This is a genomic window from Sinorhizobium sp. CB7 (genome assembly GCF_041357635.1).
In the GTDB taxonomy this organism is placed as follows: Bacteria; Pseudomonadota; Alphaproteobacteria; order Rhizobiales; family Rhizobiaceae; genus Rhizobium.
This window is the reverse complement of the sequence record NZ_JAULLL010000007.1, coordinates 239,620-255,071: the sequence shown is the minus strand read 5'-3', so window position 1 is coordinate 255,071 and position 15,452 is coordinate 239,620. Positions and strand designations below refer to the sequence as shown.

Annotated in this window: 14 protein-coding genes; 8 read left to right on the top strand and 6 right to left on the bottom strand. The window is 61.6% G+C overall.

Annotation, left to right across the window (positions count from 1 at the left end; genetic code table 11):
• Positions 1-7 precede the first annotated feature (7 nt).
• Both AAE029_RS15530 and AAE029_RS15525 read left to right on the top strand, forming a co-directional pair.
• Positions 8-982, top strand: coding sequence for an ABC transporter permease (locus AAE029_RS15530; protein WP_371073757.1), 975 nt, complete (start codon positions 8-10; stop codon positions 980-982).
• 60 nt (positions 983-1,042) lie between these two features.
• The gene (locus tag AAE029_RS15525; RefSeq protein WP_371073756.1) at positions 1,043-2,062 is read left to right on the top strand and encodes a zinc-binding alcohol dehydrogenase family protein; all 1,020 of its coding nucleotides are present in this window, start codon (positions 1,043-1,045) and stop codon (positions 2,060-2,062) included.
• A gap of 14 nt (positions 2,063-2,076) precedes the next feature.
• Here AAE029_RS15525 and AAE029_RS15520 read toward each other — a convergent pair whose 3' ends face one another.
• From AAE029_RS15520 to AAE029_RS15500, 5 genes are all read right to left on the bottom strand, one after another.
• Positions 2,077-2,802, bottom strand: a complete 726-nt coding sequence (locus AAE029_RS15520; RefSeq protein ID WP_371073755.1) for a copper homeostasis protein CutC — start codon at positions 2,800-2,802, stop codon at positions 2,077-2,079.
• A 2-nt stretch (positions 2,803-2,804) separates the two neighbouring features.
• Positions 2,805-3,785, bottom strand: a complete 981-nt coding sequence (locus tag AAE029_RS15515) for an ROK family protein (RefSeq protein WP_371073754.1) — start codon at positions 3,783-3,785, stop codon at positions 2,805-2,807.
• Positions 3,782-4,654: an ABC transporter permease gene (locus tag AAE029_RS15510; RefSeq protein WP_371073753.1), complete on the bottom strand. Its 873-nt coding sequence runs from the start codon at positions 4,652-4,654 to the stop codon at positions 3,782-3,784. Before AAE029_RS15510 ends, AAE029_RS15515 begins: the two co-directional genes overlap by 4 nt.
• The gene (locus tag AAE029_RS15505; protein WP_371073752.1) at positions 4,654-5,574 is read right to left on the bottom strand and encodes an ABC transporter permease; all 921 of its coding nucleotides are present in this window, start codon (positions 5,572-5,574) and stop codon (positions 4,654-4,656) included. Before AAE029_RS15505 ends, AAE029_RS15510 begins: the two co-directional genes overlap by 1 nt.
• 63 nt (positions 5,575-5,637) lie before the next feature.
• On the bottom strand, positions 5,638-7,188 hold the full coding sequence (locus tag AAE029_RS15500) for an ABC transporter substrate-binding protein (protein WP_371073751.1): 1,551 nt from the start codon (positions 7,186-7,188) through the stop codon (positions 5,638-5,640).
• A 143-nt stretch (positions 7,189-7,331) separates the two neighbouring features.
• On the opposite strand from AAE029_RS15500, the gene AAE029_RS15495 reads away from it, so the two are divergent.
• Positions 7,332-8,465, top strand: coding sequence for an ROK family protein (locus AAE029_RS15495; protein WP_371073750.1), 1,134 nt, complete (start codon positions 7,332-7,334; stop codon positions 8,463-8,465).
• A 7-nt stretch (positions 8,466-8,472) separates the two neighbouring features.
• On the top strand, positions 8,473-9,912 hold the full coding sequence (locus tag AAE029_RS15490) for a M81 family metallopeptidase (RefSeq protein ID WP_371073749.1): 1,440 nt from the start codon (positions 8,473-8,475) through the stop codon (positions 9,910-9,912).
• Here the strand turns inward: AAE029_RS15490 and AAE029_RS15485 are convergent.
• Complete coding sequence (locus AAE029_RS15485) at positions 9,888-11,096, bottom strand: LysR family transcriptional regulator (RefSeq protein WP_371073748.1); 1,209 nt, start codon at positions 11,094-11,096, stop codon at positions 9,888-9,890. The genes AAE029_RS15490 and AAE029_RS15485 overlap by 25 nt on opposite strands.
• Positions 11,097-11,482: 386 nt before the next feature.
• Here AAE029_RS15485 and AAE029_RS15480 point away from each other — a divergent pair, with 386 nt between their 5' ends.
• The 4 genes from AAE029_RS15480 (at position 11,483) to AAE029_RS15465 (ending at position 15,425) form a co-directional block, all read left to right on the top strand.
• Positions 11,483-12,391, top strand: coding sequence for an ABC transporter substrate-binding protein (locus AAE029_RS15480; protein ID WP_371073747.1), 909 nt, complete (start codon positions 11,483-11,485; stop codon positions 12,389-12,391).
• Positions 12,392-12,559: 168 nt separating this feature from the next.
• Positions 12,560-13,726, top strand: a complete 1,167-nt coding sequence (locus tag AAE029_RS15475) for an ABC transporter permease (protein WP_371073746.1) — start codon at positions 12,560-12,562, stop codon at positions 13,724-13,726.
• On the top strand, positions 13,723-14,667 hold the full coding sequence (locus AAE029_RS15470; protein ID WP_371073745.1) for an ABC transporter ATP-binding protein: 945 nt from the start codon (positions 13,723-13,725) through the stop codon (positions 14,665-14,667). The genes AAE029_RS15475 and AAE029_RS15470 overlap by 4 nt, the downstream gene beginning before the upstream one ends.
• Positions 14,664-15,425 carry an ABC transporter permease gene (locus AAE029_RS15465; RefSeq protein ID WP_371073744.1) on the top strand — a complete coding sequence of 254 codons (762 nt, stop codon included), beginning with the start codon at positions 14,664-14,666 and terminating at the stop codon, positions 15,423-15,425. The genes AAE029_RS15470 and AAE029_RS15465 overlap by 4 nt, the downstream gene beginning before the upstream one ends.
• Positions 15,426-15,452 lie beyond the last annotated feature (27 nt).

The window sequence follows — 15,452 nt, the reverse complement described above, 5'->3', positions numbered from 1 at the left end:
AAAAGCAATGACAATCACCTCAACCGACAGCGCCGCCGTTGCACCGCGGCGCAGGCTCAATCTTCTCTTCGGCCTGACGCTGATCGGATTACTGCTCTTCCTCTGGATCGTCCTCGGCTTCACGACCGCCAGTTTCTGGACCCCGCTCAATATCAGCAACCTGCTGCGGCAGGGCGCCATGACGGCGATCCTGGCGGTCGGGCAGACATTCGTCATCATCACCGCAGGTATCGACCTGTCGGTCGGCGCGATCGTCGGCTTCACCAGCGTCATCATCGCCTGGCTGCTGCAGGCGGGAGTGCCGCTCTGGGCCTCGATCGCCATCACGCTTCTCATCGGCGTCGGTATCGGCATCTTCCATGGCTTCGGCATCGTCCACATGGGCCTGCCGCCCTTCATCATCACGCTTGCAACGCTGACCTCGCTGCGCGGCATCGGCCTTCTCATCACCAACGGCTCGACGATCTCGATTACCGACGAGACCTTCACCAATTTCGCGCGCGCCGATTTCCTGGGAATCCCCAGCCTCTTCTGGATGGTGATCCTGGTGGCGATACCCGCCTATGTCTACCTGCATCTCAGCCGCTGGGGACGCTACCTCTTCGCGGTCGGCTCGAACCGTGAGGCAGCGCGCCTCTCCGGCGTCAACGTCAACCGGACGATCTACACAGCCTATATCCTGTCGGCCACCTGCGCGGCCTTCGTCGGCGTGCTGCTCGCCTCGCGTATCGGCATCGGCAACGCCACACAGGCGGAGGGATGGGAACTGCAGGCGATCGCCTCTTCCGTGATCGGCGGCACCAGCCTCTTCGGTGCAATCGGCTCGGTTCATGGCCCGTTGATCGGAGCTTTCATTCTCGCGACCATCAACAACGGCGCGAACCTTCTGAACGTCAACTCCTTCTGGCAACGCATCATCACCGGCCTTCTGATCATCGTGATCGTCTATTTCGACCAATTGCGCCGGCGTCGCAGCCCGTGATCGTGACATGAACGACGCCGACAGATGGCCGGCGTCGTCATTCGAAACCTAGGATCCAAGATGCAAGCAGTACTTTGCCAGCAGCCCGGTGTGCTCGAAGTCGTTGAACGCGCCCCGCCCGGAACACCCCAACCGGCCTGGGTGCGCCTCGCCGTCAGCCATGTCGGCATTTGCGGCACGGATTACCACATCTTCGAGGGCAAGCACCCGTTCCTCGAATACCCGCGCGTGATGGGCCATGAGATTTCCGCCACCGTTCTGCAAGCGGGCGACGGCGTCGATATGGCGGCCGGCACGCCGGTCATCGTCAATCCCTACCTCTCCTGCGGCGCCTGTATCGCCTGTCGCCAGGGCAAGCCGAACTGCTGCATGAATCTGAAAGTGCTCGGCGTCCATACCGACGGAGCCTTCTGCGAAGAGATCACCGTTCCCGTAGACAATCTCTATGTCGCGAAGGGGCTGAGCCTCGAAGCCGCCGCCACCATCGAATTCCTGGCGATCGGCGCCCATGCCGTCCGCCGCTCGATGGCCGGTCCCGGTATGCGTTCAATGGTGATCGGCGCCGGGCCAATCGGGCTGGGTGCCGCAATCTTCTCCCGCATCGCCGGCCACGATGTCACGCTGCTCGATACCAGCGCCGAGCGGCTGCGGATGGCTGCGGAGCGCTTCGGCTTCTCGTCGGTCATTCTTGCCAACGAAAGCACTTCGGAATCCGTTAAGGCGAAAACCAACGGCGATGGTTTCGACGTCGTTTTCGATGCCACCGGCTACGGCCCTTCGATGGAAAAGGCCTTCGGCTACGTCGCCCATGGCGGTGCGCTCGTGTTGGTCAGCGTCGTAAAGGATGAGATCCGTTTTTCGGATCCCGAATTTCACAAGCGCGAGATGATGCTGATCGGCAGCCGCAATGCGACACGCGTCGATTTCGAGCACGTGGCGGATTCGATCGCGAAGGGGCTGGTTCCGGTCGACAAGCTTATCACCCACCGGACAACGCTTGCCGACACGCCGCGCGATCTCGCGCTCTGGGCCCATGAGAAGAGCGGGCTCATCAAGGCGGTGATCAAGGTCGGTGGTTAGTCCCATCGGACTTGCTATGCCGCAGCGTCGATTACCCGGCGCATTTGCCTGATCACCGAGATATCGGTCTTGTTGGATCCAGCTGCCTGAAAGCCGAAAGCAACGGCGCGCGCATCGGCGCTTTCGAAGGGAGAACTGCAGGAGGCGTGAACCTCGTGCGCGCCGGTCTGCTTCAGGATTTCAGCGACATTGCCGGGGCGAATGCCGCTGCCGGGCATGATCGAGATACGGCCGGCTGCTTTTGCCGAAATGCGCTTCAGCGTCTCGATGCCATCAGGTGCTTTTATAGCGCAGCCGGAAGTCAGGATACGCTCGCAGCCGAGCTCGATCGCCTGTTCCAGCGCAATGTCGGCATCCGGCACCAGATCGAAGGCACGGTGCAGCGTCGCGCCGAGGCCGGCGGCATGGGCCTTCAGCCTGTGCAATAGCGGCAAGTCCAGAATCATATCCGGCCGATTGGCGCCGATGACGACGCCCGCGAGACCGGCGGCATGGACCGCGTCGATATCGGCCATCATCGCTGCTTCGTCGGCTTCGTCAAATACGAAGGGGCCCGCGTGCGGGCGGATCATAGCATAGACCGGAATCGGCGCCGTGGCGGCCGCCTTCATCAATCCGGGCAAGGGTGTCAGGCCGCCGAGTTCGAGGGCCGAACACAGTTCGATGCGATCGGCACCGCCTTCGATCGCGGCCGCAAGGCCCTGCGGGCTGTCCACGCACACTTCCAGCAACAAGGTCACGTTCATTCTCCCTGATGGCCAAGCGCGGCCGCACCCACAAGTCCGCCGTCGTCCTGTCTCATCGCCGGCACGACCAAGCGGCGCTCGAACCGGTTCAGGATGCGCCGGCGGACGGCAATGTCGAGGGCCTCGATCAGCGGCGTGGCGGACGCGAGCCCGCCGCCAACCGGCACGATCGATGCGCCTGTGATGTTGACGGCGAGTGCCAGTGGATCGGCGAGCAGTTCCAGATAGACTGCAACGGTCCTTGCCGCCGCGGTCTCGCCCTGTTGCCAATTGTCTAGAATGTGACGACTGCTTTCCTGGCGCGCATGCAGGAAACGGTGCAGCCGCTCGATGCCGCGCGCCCCTCCGATCGTGTCGACGCAACCGGATTGGCCGCAGCCGCAGGAAAAACGCGGAATATGGAGAGGCGAGCCGCCATCTCCGAGATCAACGGTGGTATTAACGATCGGCCCGTGACCCCATTCACCCGTGACGCCGCCGGCTCCCTTGACCAATCGGCCATCGACCGCGAGCCCGCCACCGACGCCGGTGCCGAGAATGGCGCAGAAGACAACCGAATGACCCTGTCCGGCGCCGGCACTGGCCTCGGCGAGCGTGAGGCAATCGGCATCGTTGGCGGCAACGACCGAACGGCCGAGCATGGCCGTCAATTCCTCGCTCAGGCGGCGGCCGGTCACGCATGGGATGTTGGCGGAGGTCGCAACACCATTTCCCGGATCAACGAGCCCCGCTATGGAAAGAGCAAGGGGCGATGAAGACGCCGCTGCTGAGGCATTGCGCGCAATCAGGTCCGCAAGGGTTCCGGCAAAATCATGCCAATCGGTCGCGGGCGTCGAAACCCTTTCCAAGGGTACCAGGGCTCCCGGTGCCGGCGAGACGGCGAACTTCATGAAGGAGCCGCCGACATCGACGCAGAAGACCGGCACCGCCGTGGCAGGGCATCCTACGCTCCGGGGATTGGCAGCAGCGAGGGTCATTTGCGTGGATCCAGAAGGTCGCGCAGGCCATCGCCCAGAATGTTGAAGCCGAGGACGGTTACCATGATCGCCAGGCCCGGAAAGAGCGACATATAGATGTTGAGTCCGAGATAGTTGCGCCCATCGCTCATCATCGCGCCCCATTCCGGCAGCGGCGGCTGAGCGCCGAGGCCAAGAAAGGAGAGGCTTGCGGCAGAGAGGACGACCGTGCCAGCGGTCAGCGTCGACTGCACGATAATCGGTCCGATCGCATTGCGCAGGATGTAATGCGTCATGATGCGGTGGCGGCGGACACCCATCGAAATCGCCGCCTCGACATATTCCATGCTCTTCAGACCGAGCGTGAGATTGCGGCTGAGGCGGGCATAAACGGGCACCGAAAAGATGGCGATCGCGATCAACAGGTTCACGAGGCTGGAGCCGAGGACGCTAACGATGAGGATGGCGAGCACGATGCCGGGGAATGCGAAAAGAATATCCATGCACCACATGATCGCCTGGTCGACATATCGCCCGACCATGCCAGAAAGGATCCCGAGCGGCACACCGACGACGACCGCGAGACCGACGCTGAGCACGACCTCCACCAGCGAAATCCGCGCGCCGTAGATGACGCGGGCAAATATATCGCGGCCATTGTCGTCCGTTCCGAATGGGTGGTCCCAGGAGGGAGGCAGCATGGTCGCCAGCAGATCCTGCGCGTAGGGATCGGCCGATGTGATGAAAGGCGCGAAGGCGGCAAGGAGCATGATGAGGCCGATCAGCGTGCCGCCGATGGCAATGCTCTTGTGCGCGAACACCCAGCGCGTGGTCCTCTTCAAGCGGCCGCGGCTCGCCATGGCTTTGCTGTCGGTCTCGATCGCCGCCATCAGTCGAACCTTATCTTCGGATTGAGCACGGCAATCAGCAGTTCGGCGAGGAAGTTCATAACGACCACGCCGGTGACCGCGACCAGCGTCACGCCCTGGATGACCGGATAATCGCGATAACGCACGGAGTCGACCAAGAGCCGGCCAATGCCCGGCCAGTTGAAGACGGATTCGGTGACGACCGCGCCGCCAATCAGGCTGCCGAAATTGAGGCCGACAATGGTGACGATCGGGATCAGGGCGTTGCGCAGCGCATGACTCCAATAGATGGAGCCCGACGGGACACCCTTGGCCCGCGCCGTGCGGATATAGTCCTGCGCAAGAACTTCGATCATGCTGGAGCGGGTCATGCGTGCGATGACCGCCATCGGCAGGACAGCCAGCGTTATCGACGGCAGGATGAAGCTCTTCCAGGATGTCGCGCCGAGCAGCGGCAGCCAGCCGAGGCCGACCGAAAACGTATTCATGGCGAGCAGCGCCAGCCAGAAATTGGCGATGGAGGCTCCCGCGATCGCGAGCAGCATAACGATCTGGTCCGGCCAGCCGTGGCGGAAGATCGCGCCGACCATGCCGGCTGGAACGCCGATGGCAATGGCAAGAAGATAGGCGGTGACGGCCAATCCGATGGTGAAGGGCATGCGCTCGGTAATCTCGTCGACGACCGGCAGCTTCGATTTGATCGATGTGCCGAGATCGCCCCGCACCGCGCCATAGGCGAACTGAGCGTATTGAGCAGGAATGCTGCGATCAAGGCCGAGCCGTGCGCGCATATGATCTACAGCTTCCTGCGTTGCCTCCGATCCGGCCATCATGCGGGCCGGGTCGCCAGGCAAGGCACGGATCGCGATGAAGATCAGCAGCGACACACCGATCAGGATGAACGGCAGCGCAAGCAATTTCCTGGCGATATAGGCTTTCATCCGACCGCATTCTCAAATCATTGCCGGCAGGCGCCGGGAGGAAGCGCCTGCCGCATGACGACATCAGCCCTTCGTTGCGTCCTTGACGATGACAAGGCCGCCCGGAACGAGCCAGACGCCGTTAACACCGGCTCGCGTCGCATAAAGGTCCTGCGTCGTATAGAGCAGGACATGCGGCGCCTGTTCATTGACCTCTTTCTGCGCATCGACATAGATCGCATTGCGCGCCGTCTCATCGAGCGTGGAAGCCGCCTTGTCGATCAGTGCGTCAAGCTTCGGATCGTTGAAGAAGCCGAGATTGGCGCCGGCCGGCGAAGAGCTTGCGGAATGGTAGAGCGGGCGGAATTGCAGATCCGCGCCGTTGACGCCGGAAGACCAGGAGGCGATGACCGAGCCGATGTTGTCAGCCTGCTTGCCGGCCGGATCTGCGAATGCTGCCTTGGACCAGACGCCGCTCTCCATACGACGGACATCCAGCTTGACGCCGATCTTTGTCCACATGGCCTGCAGCAGTTCGCCGATACGGGCTTCCGGCTCCTGCACGATGGTCGACATTTCGAAGCCGTTGGGGTAGCCGGCATCCGCCAGCAGCTTCTTGGCCTTTTCAATATCGTAGCTGTAGGGCACAAGTGACTTGTCGTAGCCTGGCGTGACAGGCGCCAGAGGCGAGTTAGCCGGCGTTGCAAAGCCCTGCATGATCGCCCGGACCAGACCGTCGCGATCGGTAGCGTAATTCAACGCCTGACGAACGCGGACATCGTCCAGCGGCTTCAGCTTGGTATTCAGCGAAACCCAGAAGACTGCGGAACCATCGGACGTGTTGACCTTCATGTCCGGATTGGCCTGCAACTGCCTGGCGAAGGCAGCCGGAAGCGGATTGACCACATCGGCATCGCCCGTCTGCAGCGCCATGTTCATGACGGAAGGTTCGGACGTCCAGGTCCATTTGATTTCGTCGGCGCCCTTGGGAGCACCACCCCAGTAATCCGGGTTCTTTGCCTCCAGCACATATTCGCCGGACTTGTATTCGGCAAGCTTGTAAGGACCTGTGCCGACAGCCTTGCTGCCGATGGTCCCGGCCGCATCGGCAGCGGGGCTGACCATCAGGCAGGGGCCGGTCGTCAGCAAGGCCAGAAACGCCGGATAGGGCTTCTTGAGCTTGAATTGAACCGTCATCGGGTCGACGGCCGTCACGCTTTCGAGGAAGGAGCGGAGACGGCCGCTGGCGGCCAGCCCACGCTTGGTATCGAGATGGCGGGCAAAATTCGTGGCGACGGCATCGGCGTCGAAGGGCGTGCCGTCATGGAACTTGACGCCCGGACGCAGCTTGAAGGTCCAGACGAGACCGGCATCGTCGCTCGACCATTCGGTGGCAAGCGCCGGCTTTAAGGAAAGGTCGGGCGCACGAGCAATAAGGCCCTCATACATCGGGTCGAGAACGGCGGCGGTATAGGTCGCCGTCTGATCACCCGGATCCATCGATCGCGGGGTTTCCGTCTGCATGACCGTCAATGTCGCCGCCGTCGCGCCTGCAGGCGTCAGCAGGGCACCGCCCACGGCGCAGGCCAATGCAAAACGCCGGCTCTTGAGAAAACTCTTTTGAAACATCGCCATTTTGTTCACCCTTTTTGCTGATTCTTTCAGTCGATTCTTGTGATCGACTTAGATCATTTTTGTAATTTATTGGTGTTGATTTGTTCACTTCCTAAACTTAATGTCAAGCCATAATAACAAGACGTCTCCGAGTGGAATCCCGCATGCTTACATCCTCTCAGCGCCAGCTTCTGCGCGTCATTAGTGAATCCGGTCCGCTGAGCAGGACCGAACTGGCGGCGCTGATGGGTCTCAGCAAAGCCGCAATGAGCGGTATTGCACGCGATCTGATCGATCTTGGCGTGCTGCATGAGACGGAGACCATCTACGGTCAGGGTCGCCCCTCGGTGCTGCTCGATCTTCGACCGGAATGCGCATTCTTCGTCGGCATTTCCCTTTTGGAAGATCCGGCGCCGATGATCCTCAGCGATCTCAACGGCAACATCATAACGCGGCAGAGCATGCCGCTTTCCCGGGATCCCAAGATTCTTGCCGCCGCCGTTTCGGCATCCCTGCCGGACCTCGTCAAAACGCATCCCGATGCGGCGCAGAAGCTCGCCGGTATCGGCGTCGCGCTCTCCGGCTTTGTCGACGAGGAGCAGGCGACCTGCGTACAATCGACCCTGCTCGGCTGGCAGGACGTTCCGCTCGCTGACATTATCCGGCAAAAAACCGGCGTCGAGACCTTCATCGAAAACGATGCGAAGGCGGTCGCAGTCAGCGAAAAGCTCTTCGGCAGCGCCCGCGAGATCCAGAATTTCAGCGTCGTCTCGCTCGGTGACGGCATCGGCTGCGCGCATTTCATCGAGGGCAAACTCTATCGCGGCAATCATGGCGGCGCCGGAGAGATCGCCCATTGCACGATCGAGCCGGGCGGTTCTCCCTGTCGCTGCGGCAAGCGCGGATGCCTCGACACCATCGCCTCGATGAAGGCGATCAAGGAGATGTCACGGGCTGCAGGGTTGAAATGCACCTCTCTTTCCGATCTCGAGCACGAGGCCTCGACCGGTAACGCCTCCGCCATCGGCATCCTTCACAAGGCGGGTTCGGCTCTGGGCCTGGCAATCGCGCATCTCATCCAGATGAACGATCCCGGCATGATCCTGATCACCCATCTCGAAGGCTCCTTCGAAGGACTGTTCGGCACGGTCGTGCGGCAATCGCTCGAGGCGAACGTGCTGCCGCGCTATGCCGGCCAGACCCCGATCCGCACCAAGCTTGTCGACAGTGACATATGGGCGCGCGGAGCGGCGAGCATCGCCGCGCATAATTTCCTGATTGGCCCGAACGCAAATTGAGGTTTCCATGCGCATCGCCGTTGGTGGCATCCACATCGAATGCAGTACGTATAATCCCGTCCTGAACGAGGAGAAGGATTTCCGGGTGGTGCGCGGCGAGGAGTTGCTGGCGGCTCCCTATTTTTCCTTCCTTAGGGATTATGATGCGGAGTTCGTGCCGACGATCCATGCGCGGGCCATTGCCGGCGGCCCTGTCGCTCGTGCCACCTACGAAGCCTTCAAGACCGAATTCCTGCAACGGCTGAAGCCGCTACTGCCGCTCGACGGGCTCTATCTCGCCATGCACGGGGCCATGTACGTCGAGGGTATGGAGGATGCCGAGGGCGACTGGATCAGTGCGGCCCGCGCGCTTGTCGGTGACAACTGCACGGTTTCGGCAAGCTACGATCTTCACGGCAACGTCACGCAGCGCATCCTCGACGCGCTCGACATGTATTCGACCTATCGCACGGCGCCGCATATCGATGTCGAAGAAACGATGCGCCGCTCGGTCTCGATGCTGGTGAAGAGCCTGAAAACCGGCGTAAAGCCGGTCCTGCTCTGGGCGCCTATACCGGTCGTGCTGCCCGGCGAGCGCACCAGCACAGTCGATGAGCCGGCTAAGAGCCTTTATGCGATGCTGCCCGGCATCGACGCGATCGACGGCGTTTGGGACGCCTCACTGATGGTAGGCTATGTCTGGGCCGACGAACCGCGCGCCACTGCCGCCGCGATCATGACGGGGACTGACCGCGCCGTGTTGGAACGGGAGGCCAAACGGGTCGCCAAGGCCTATTGGGACGCGCGCGAGGAATTCGTCTTCGGCTGCGAGACCGGGTCGATCGAGGACTGCGTCGCCCGGGCGATCGCGAGTCCCACAGCTCCGGTGGTGCTTGCCGAATCCGGCGACAATCCGACCGGCGGCGGGGTTGGCGACCGCGCCGATGTGCTTGCCGAGCTGATTGCCAAAGGAGCAACCGGTGTCGTCTTCGCCGGCATCGCCGACAAGCCGGCGACCGAGGCCTGCTATGCGGCAGGTGCCGGCGCGACGCTTGAGCTCACCGTCGGCGCATCGCTCGATACGAAAGGAAGCAAACCGGTATCGGCGCGTTTTACCGTCAAATTTCTGCTGGAGACCGCCGACGCCGCGGATCGGCAGGCGGTGGTTTCGATCGGCGGCATCGACCTAGTGCTCTCGGCCAAACGCCGCCCCTGTCACAACATTGCGGACTTCACCCGCCTCGGACTCGATCCGCACGGGGCCAGGATCATTGTCGTCAAGTCCGGCTATCTGTCGCCGGAACTGGCGCCGATCGCCAATCCGAACCTGATGGCGCTGTCGCCAGGCGTCGTCGACCAGTTCGTTGAGCGTTTGCCGCGCCTGCGCAAGCAGCATCCCACCTATCCATTCGACAAGGATTTTTCCTTCGAACCTGACGTTTTTTACTCCGTCCGTTCGGTCGGCTGATCGACGATCGTCCGGACGGCTTCTACGATCAGCATGCCGGCGTCCGCGGACGCTTTGCGGTGGTTATGAGCCACGTGATAGGACATCGGCACGCGTTCGCCGAGTTCGACGACACGCACTTTGTCAGCAATCGGCATGGCGCTCACCCTGCCGAGGAAAGAGACGTAGCCATGATTGGCGACGAGATCGACGATCACCGGAAGGGAATCGGCGGCCGTGATGTCCAGGTTTCGTAGCGGTCGGTTGCGGGCGCGCTCGTAATCGAAGGTCATGGCCGCATGACCGAGGCCGGTGCGTGGGCTGGGCGTGCAGACCGGATGATTGGCGATGAGATCGGCAGCCGTCGTTTCCGTGCTTTCCGGCGGCGCGATCGCGACCATTTCGGTCTCCACGAGCAGCCTGTGTTGAAAGCGCTCCAGCCCAAAAACCGAATCGAGGATCGCAACATCGATCCGGCCCGACTTCAGGGCCTCGCGCAGATCGTCCGCCGTCATCAGAACCAGGGATATTGCATTCCTGTTGCCACCAATGTTCCATTCGGAGACCAGAATGCCGAGGCAGCGGGCGACCCAGCTTTCAGCGCCGGTCGGAATAATCGAGCCGATGCGGAGCGATCGCGCGGCGCGGCGATAGCGCTCGTCGGCCGAAGCCCTCAGATCGTTCCAGGCGTGGATGATCGACCAGAAGATCGCTTGCACTTGCCTGCCTTCGCCTGTCAGGACCGAACCCTGAACGTGACGCTCAAACAGGCGGCACCCCAAAAACTCTTCCAGATTGGCGATCTGCAAGGAGAGCTGCGGCTGGCCCAGTCGCAAGCGCCGGGCGGCGCGATTGATGCTGCCCTGGTCGGCAACTTCCAGAAAGCGCTCCATCGTGGCGATCTTCAAAGAAACACGGGAGGCCCAGCGCTCGTAAGGACCTTCCGGCAGCGCCTCCCCCAGCAATTCCGCCAGCTGCGCCATCGCATGAAGGACGGGCATCAGGCCCTCTGCCACCTTGGTGCTGGCGAGAAGGATGACCAGTTCGCCGGATGCCCGTTCGGTCAGGTCCATTGCCAGCGCGTCTTCCAGGCGGCGGATCGACGCCGAAACCGTGGACGCGGAAAGCGAAAGCCGCCGTGCTGTCTCTCGCACCGAACCGAGCGTCAGCACATGGCTTGCTACAAAGAGGGTGCCGAGATGCACGGCTTAACAAATCTCCCGTGTCAAAGCCGGAACCATAGGCGGTGTTCGCGGAAAAAGATATCCCATCCTTCAGCGGCGGTTATCGTGACAGGAGCAAAAGAACCCGTTCAACGACAGTTGCGACAAACAAGGGAACAAAAAACCGCATCGGCCTTTTAAAAGAGAATTCGTTTCCGCGCGCTTACGGATTTCCGGGGCCATATTCGTGTAGCGAAAGCAAATACCCGGAGGGACCCACATCGATTTTTCGATGGGACACGCTATTTCATGACGCAGTTTATTTTGGATGCCATGACAGCCTGGGCTACCAGGCCGGATATGAAATGAGGCGCGGACGGTTTCGGCCGGGACGCCGCGATGAGCAATGGTATCAGGAGGGACAATTCATGCTGAAGAAACTTGTACTTGCCGTTTCGCTCGCCGCCTTTGCGGCAGCTGCAGCCGAAGCGGCCGACGTCGTCGTTTCATCGAAGATCGACACCGAAGGCACGCTGCTCGGAAACGTTATCACGCTGGCGCTCGAGGCCAACGGCATCAAGACGCAGGACAGGATCGCACTTGGCGCCACGCCGGTCGTGCGCAAGGCGATAACCGCCGGCGAGATCGACATCTATCCGGAATATACCGGCAATGCCGGGTTCTTCTTCAACAAGCCGGATGACGCCGCCTGGAAGAATATCGACCAGGGCTATGAGATGGCCAAGAAGCTCGATTATGAGGCCAACAAGATCGTCTGGCTGACGCCGTCGCCGGCCAACAACACTTGGGCGCTTGCGGTACGCAGCGATGTCGCCGGCCCCAACAATCTCAAGACCATGTCCGATTTCGGGAAGTGGGTTTCAGGCGGCGGCGAGGTCAAGCTCGCGGCATCCTCCGAATTCGTCAATTCCGCCGGCGCGCTGCCGGCCTTCCAGACCACCTACGGTTTCCAACTGAAACCGGACCAGATGGTCGTTCTGTCCGGCGGTGACACGGCCGCAACGATCAAGGCGGCCGCCGACCAGACGAATGGCGTCAACACAGCCATGGTCTACGGCACCGACGGCGCAATCGAAGCCGCCGAACTGACGGTGCTCGAGGATGACAAGAGCGTGCAGCAGGTCTATGCCCCAACGCCGATCATCCGCGAGGAGGTGCTGAAGGCCAATCCGAAGATTGAGGAAATCCTTGCCCCAATCTTCAAGAGCCTGACCGCCGACGAGTTGCGGAGGCTTAATGCGAAGATCCAGGTCGACGGTGAACCGGCGAAATCGGTCGCCGAAGGCTATCTCAAGGAAAAAGGCTTCCTGAAATAAGCTGATACGGCCCCGCCTGCTCTATCCAGAGCGGGGTCGTTTCCTGTCTGCGGCATTTATCCTTAAACCGGAATCGGCTTAAGGATAAAAACATGCAGCAATTCAAAGTGCTACAACGACCTTTGTGCTTCTGAAAGACGTGTGGCGCTGTAGAGCGGGGTTCAGTGGATGGAAGACAGCATTGCGGTCCGAAAGCTGGATCGCCTTGGCGTGGTTCTCGTGGCGACAGGCGCCGCGGCGACGGTGCTGATGCCCTTCATCTTCGTGAAGGCGAACCGCATCGCCTCCGGCAAGCCGATGCTGTTGCCGCAGCTTCTCGGAGAGCCTTCCGCAATCCTCCTCCTCCTGATGCTGTTGCTAACGGCCCTGGCTACGCTTCTTCTGAGAAACGCTCTCATCCGACTTGTGATTGCCACGCTCTGCCTCGCAGCGCTGGTTGTGGCGATCGGCCTGGTGTCAGCGGCCGCTACACCGCCGGGCAGCAATGTTGCACGCATCACCCCCGGAGGCAGTTTCTGGGTGTTGTTCGCCGTACTTGGCCTCATCATTTCCGATGCCCTGGTGAAGATCCAGCTGGCGCCATGGATGCGTGTCGCGGCGCTCGTCGCCTATACCGCTCTGATTGGCATCAGCCTCGCTTCCGGCCTGCTCGACAGCCTGTCAATCATGAAGGAGTTCGCGACGCGCTCGGCTCAGTTCCGGACGGAAGCGTTGGCGCATCTGCTGCTTGCCTTCGGCTCCCTTGCCATCGCCATCGTAATCGGCCTGCCGCTCGGCATCCTCTGCTTCTGGCTACCGAGACTGCGCGCCGCCGTGCTCCAGGGGCTAAGCCTGATCCAGACTATCCCAAGCCTCGCGCTCTTCGGCCTGCTGATGCTGCCGCTCGGCTATCTGGCGACGCATGTGCCGCTTGCCGCCGAAATCGGCATACGCGGCATCGGCGCCGCTCCCGCCTTGATCGCGCTCGTGCTCTATTCACTGCTGCCGATCGTCGCCAATACAGTCGTCGGGCTGGAAGGGGTCGATCCCTCCGTGCGCGACGCCGCCGCAGGCATGGGGCTGACGCGGCAGCAGGTCCTTACCCGAATTGATCTGCCGCTTGCCTTTCCCGTGATCCTGACCGGCATCCGCATCGTGCTGGTGCAGGCGATCGGCCTGGTCACGATCGCCGCGCTCATCGGCGGCGGCGGCTTCGGCATCTTCATCTTCCAGGGCCTTGGGCAGACGGCCATGGACCTCGTTCTGCTCGGCGCTGTGCCCACCGTCTTCCTCGCCTTCTCATCGGCCGTTATCCTCGATGCGGTCATCGACAGCATCCGGGGGAATGCCTCATGAACATGATCGAGATCCGGAACCTCACAAAGCGGTACGGTTCCACAGCCGTTGTCGACAATGTCTCCATGGATGTCGAGAAGGGAACCATCACGGCAGTGGTCGGAACCTCGGGTTCCGGCAAATCCACGCTGATGCGCATGATCAACCGGCTCGTGCCGATCACCAGCGGCGAGATCTTCGTCGGCGGGCGGAACGTCATGGACGTGCCGGCAACCGAGCTTCGCCGAAAAATGGGTTACGCCATTCAGGGGCATGGCCTTTTTCCGCATCGGACGGTCGCACAGAACATCGCCACCGTGCCACAGCTTCTCGGCTGGGATTCCGCACGCATCGACCGGCGTGTCGAAGAATTGCTGGGGCTCTTCAATCTCGATCCCGGGACTTTCGCGACCAAGTATCCGCACCAGCTTTCCGGCGGCCAGCAGCAGCGCGTCGGCGTGGCGCGAGCGCTCGCCGCCGAGCCGGAAGTGCTGCTGATGGACGAGCCTTTCGGCGCGCTCGACCCGGTGATCCGGGGCAAAGCGCAGGATGACCTCATCGCCATCCAGAAGCAGTTCGGAACGACAGTCATCCTTGTCACGCACGACATGGACGAAGCCTTTCATCTCGGCGATCAGATCGCTGTCATGAGCGAGGGCAAGCTGCTGCAATGTTCGGCCCCTGAAAAAATCCTGACTGCACCGGCCGATCCCTTCGTGCAGCAGCTGACCGGGACGTCTGACCGGGCATTGAAACTGATGTCGCTTCTGCCACTCAAGGAGAATATGGAAGCGCCAAAGGCGGCACTGCGCCATGTGCTGCCGCAGTCTCTCAGCCTCAGGGATGCGCTGGCGGAGATGATCTGGCAGGGCATCGACGAGGCCGCGGTCGAAAACGGCGGGAAGGAGCCCATCGGCTCCATCACGATGACGCGGCTCCTGGAACTGGGTCGCAAATCATGAACAACGCAAGCGCCAATCTCTTTCGGTTGGCCGCTCTGGCCTTGCTCCTGGTCCTGCTCTTCAGGACGGAGTGGCTGTCCTTCATGCTCGTGCCGCTCACGCGCAACAACGCGCCCGCGATCTATACACAGAACAGTCTCGCCTCGCTTGCGGCCGGTCACCTCGAACTGATTGCTATTTCGATTGCCGGCAGCGCCGTTCTCGCCGTACTCGGCGGCATCTTCGTAACGCGCGAAGCCGGCGCGGAATTCCTGCCACTCTCCCGTGCCATCGCCAATGCCGGACAGACCTTTCCACCCGTCGCCGTTCTGGCACTCGCCGTTCCGGCCACCGGCTTCGGCATGGTGCCGACACTGATCGCTCTTTTCCTCTATGGGTTGCTGCCGATTTTCGAGAATACGGTCGCAGGCCTCCGGCAGGTGCCCGCCTCTGTCCTGGATGCCGCTGACGGCATGGGCATGAGTGCAAGCCAGCGGTTGTTTTCCGTCGAGCTGCCTTTGGCGCTGCCGCTTATTCTCGAAGGCCTCAAGGTGGCGACCGTCATCAATATCGGCACGGCGACGATCGGCTCGACTGTGGCCGCCAAGGGCCTTGGAGAGGTCATCATTGCCGGGCTGATTTCCGACAATACGGCCTTCATCCTGCAGGGCGGATTGATCGTCGGCCTGATGGCCGTGTTGATCTATGATGCCATGGGGCTGGTTGAACGGGCAATTACGACAAGAATAGGCTTGCAGATGGTTAAAAAGAGCGGATAACCAAGGCCCTCGTTTCTCCATGTCGAC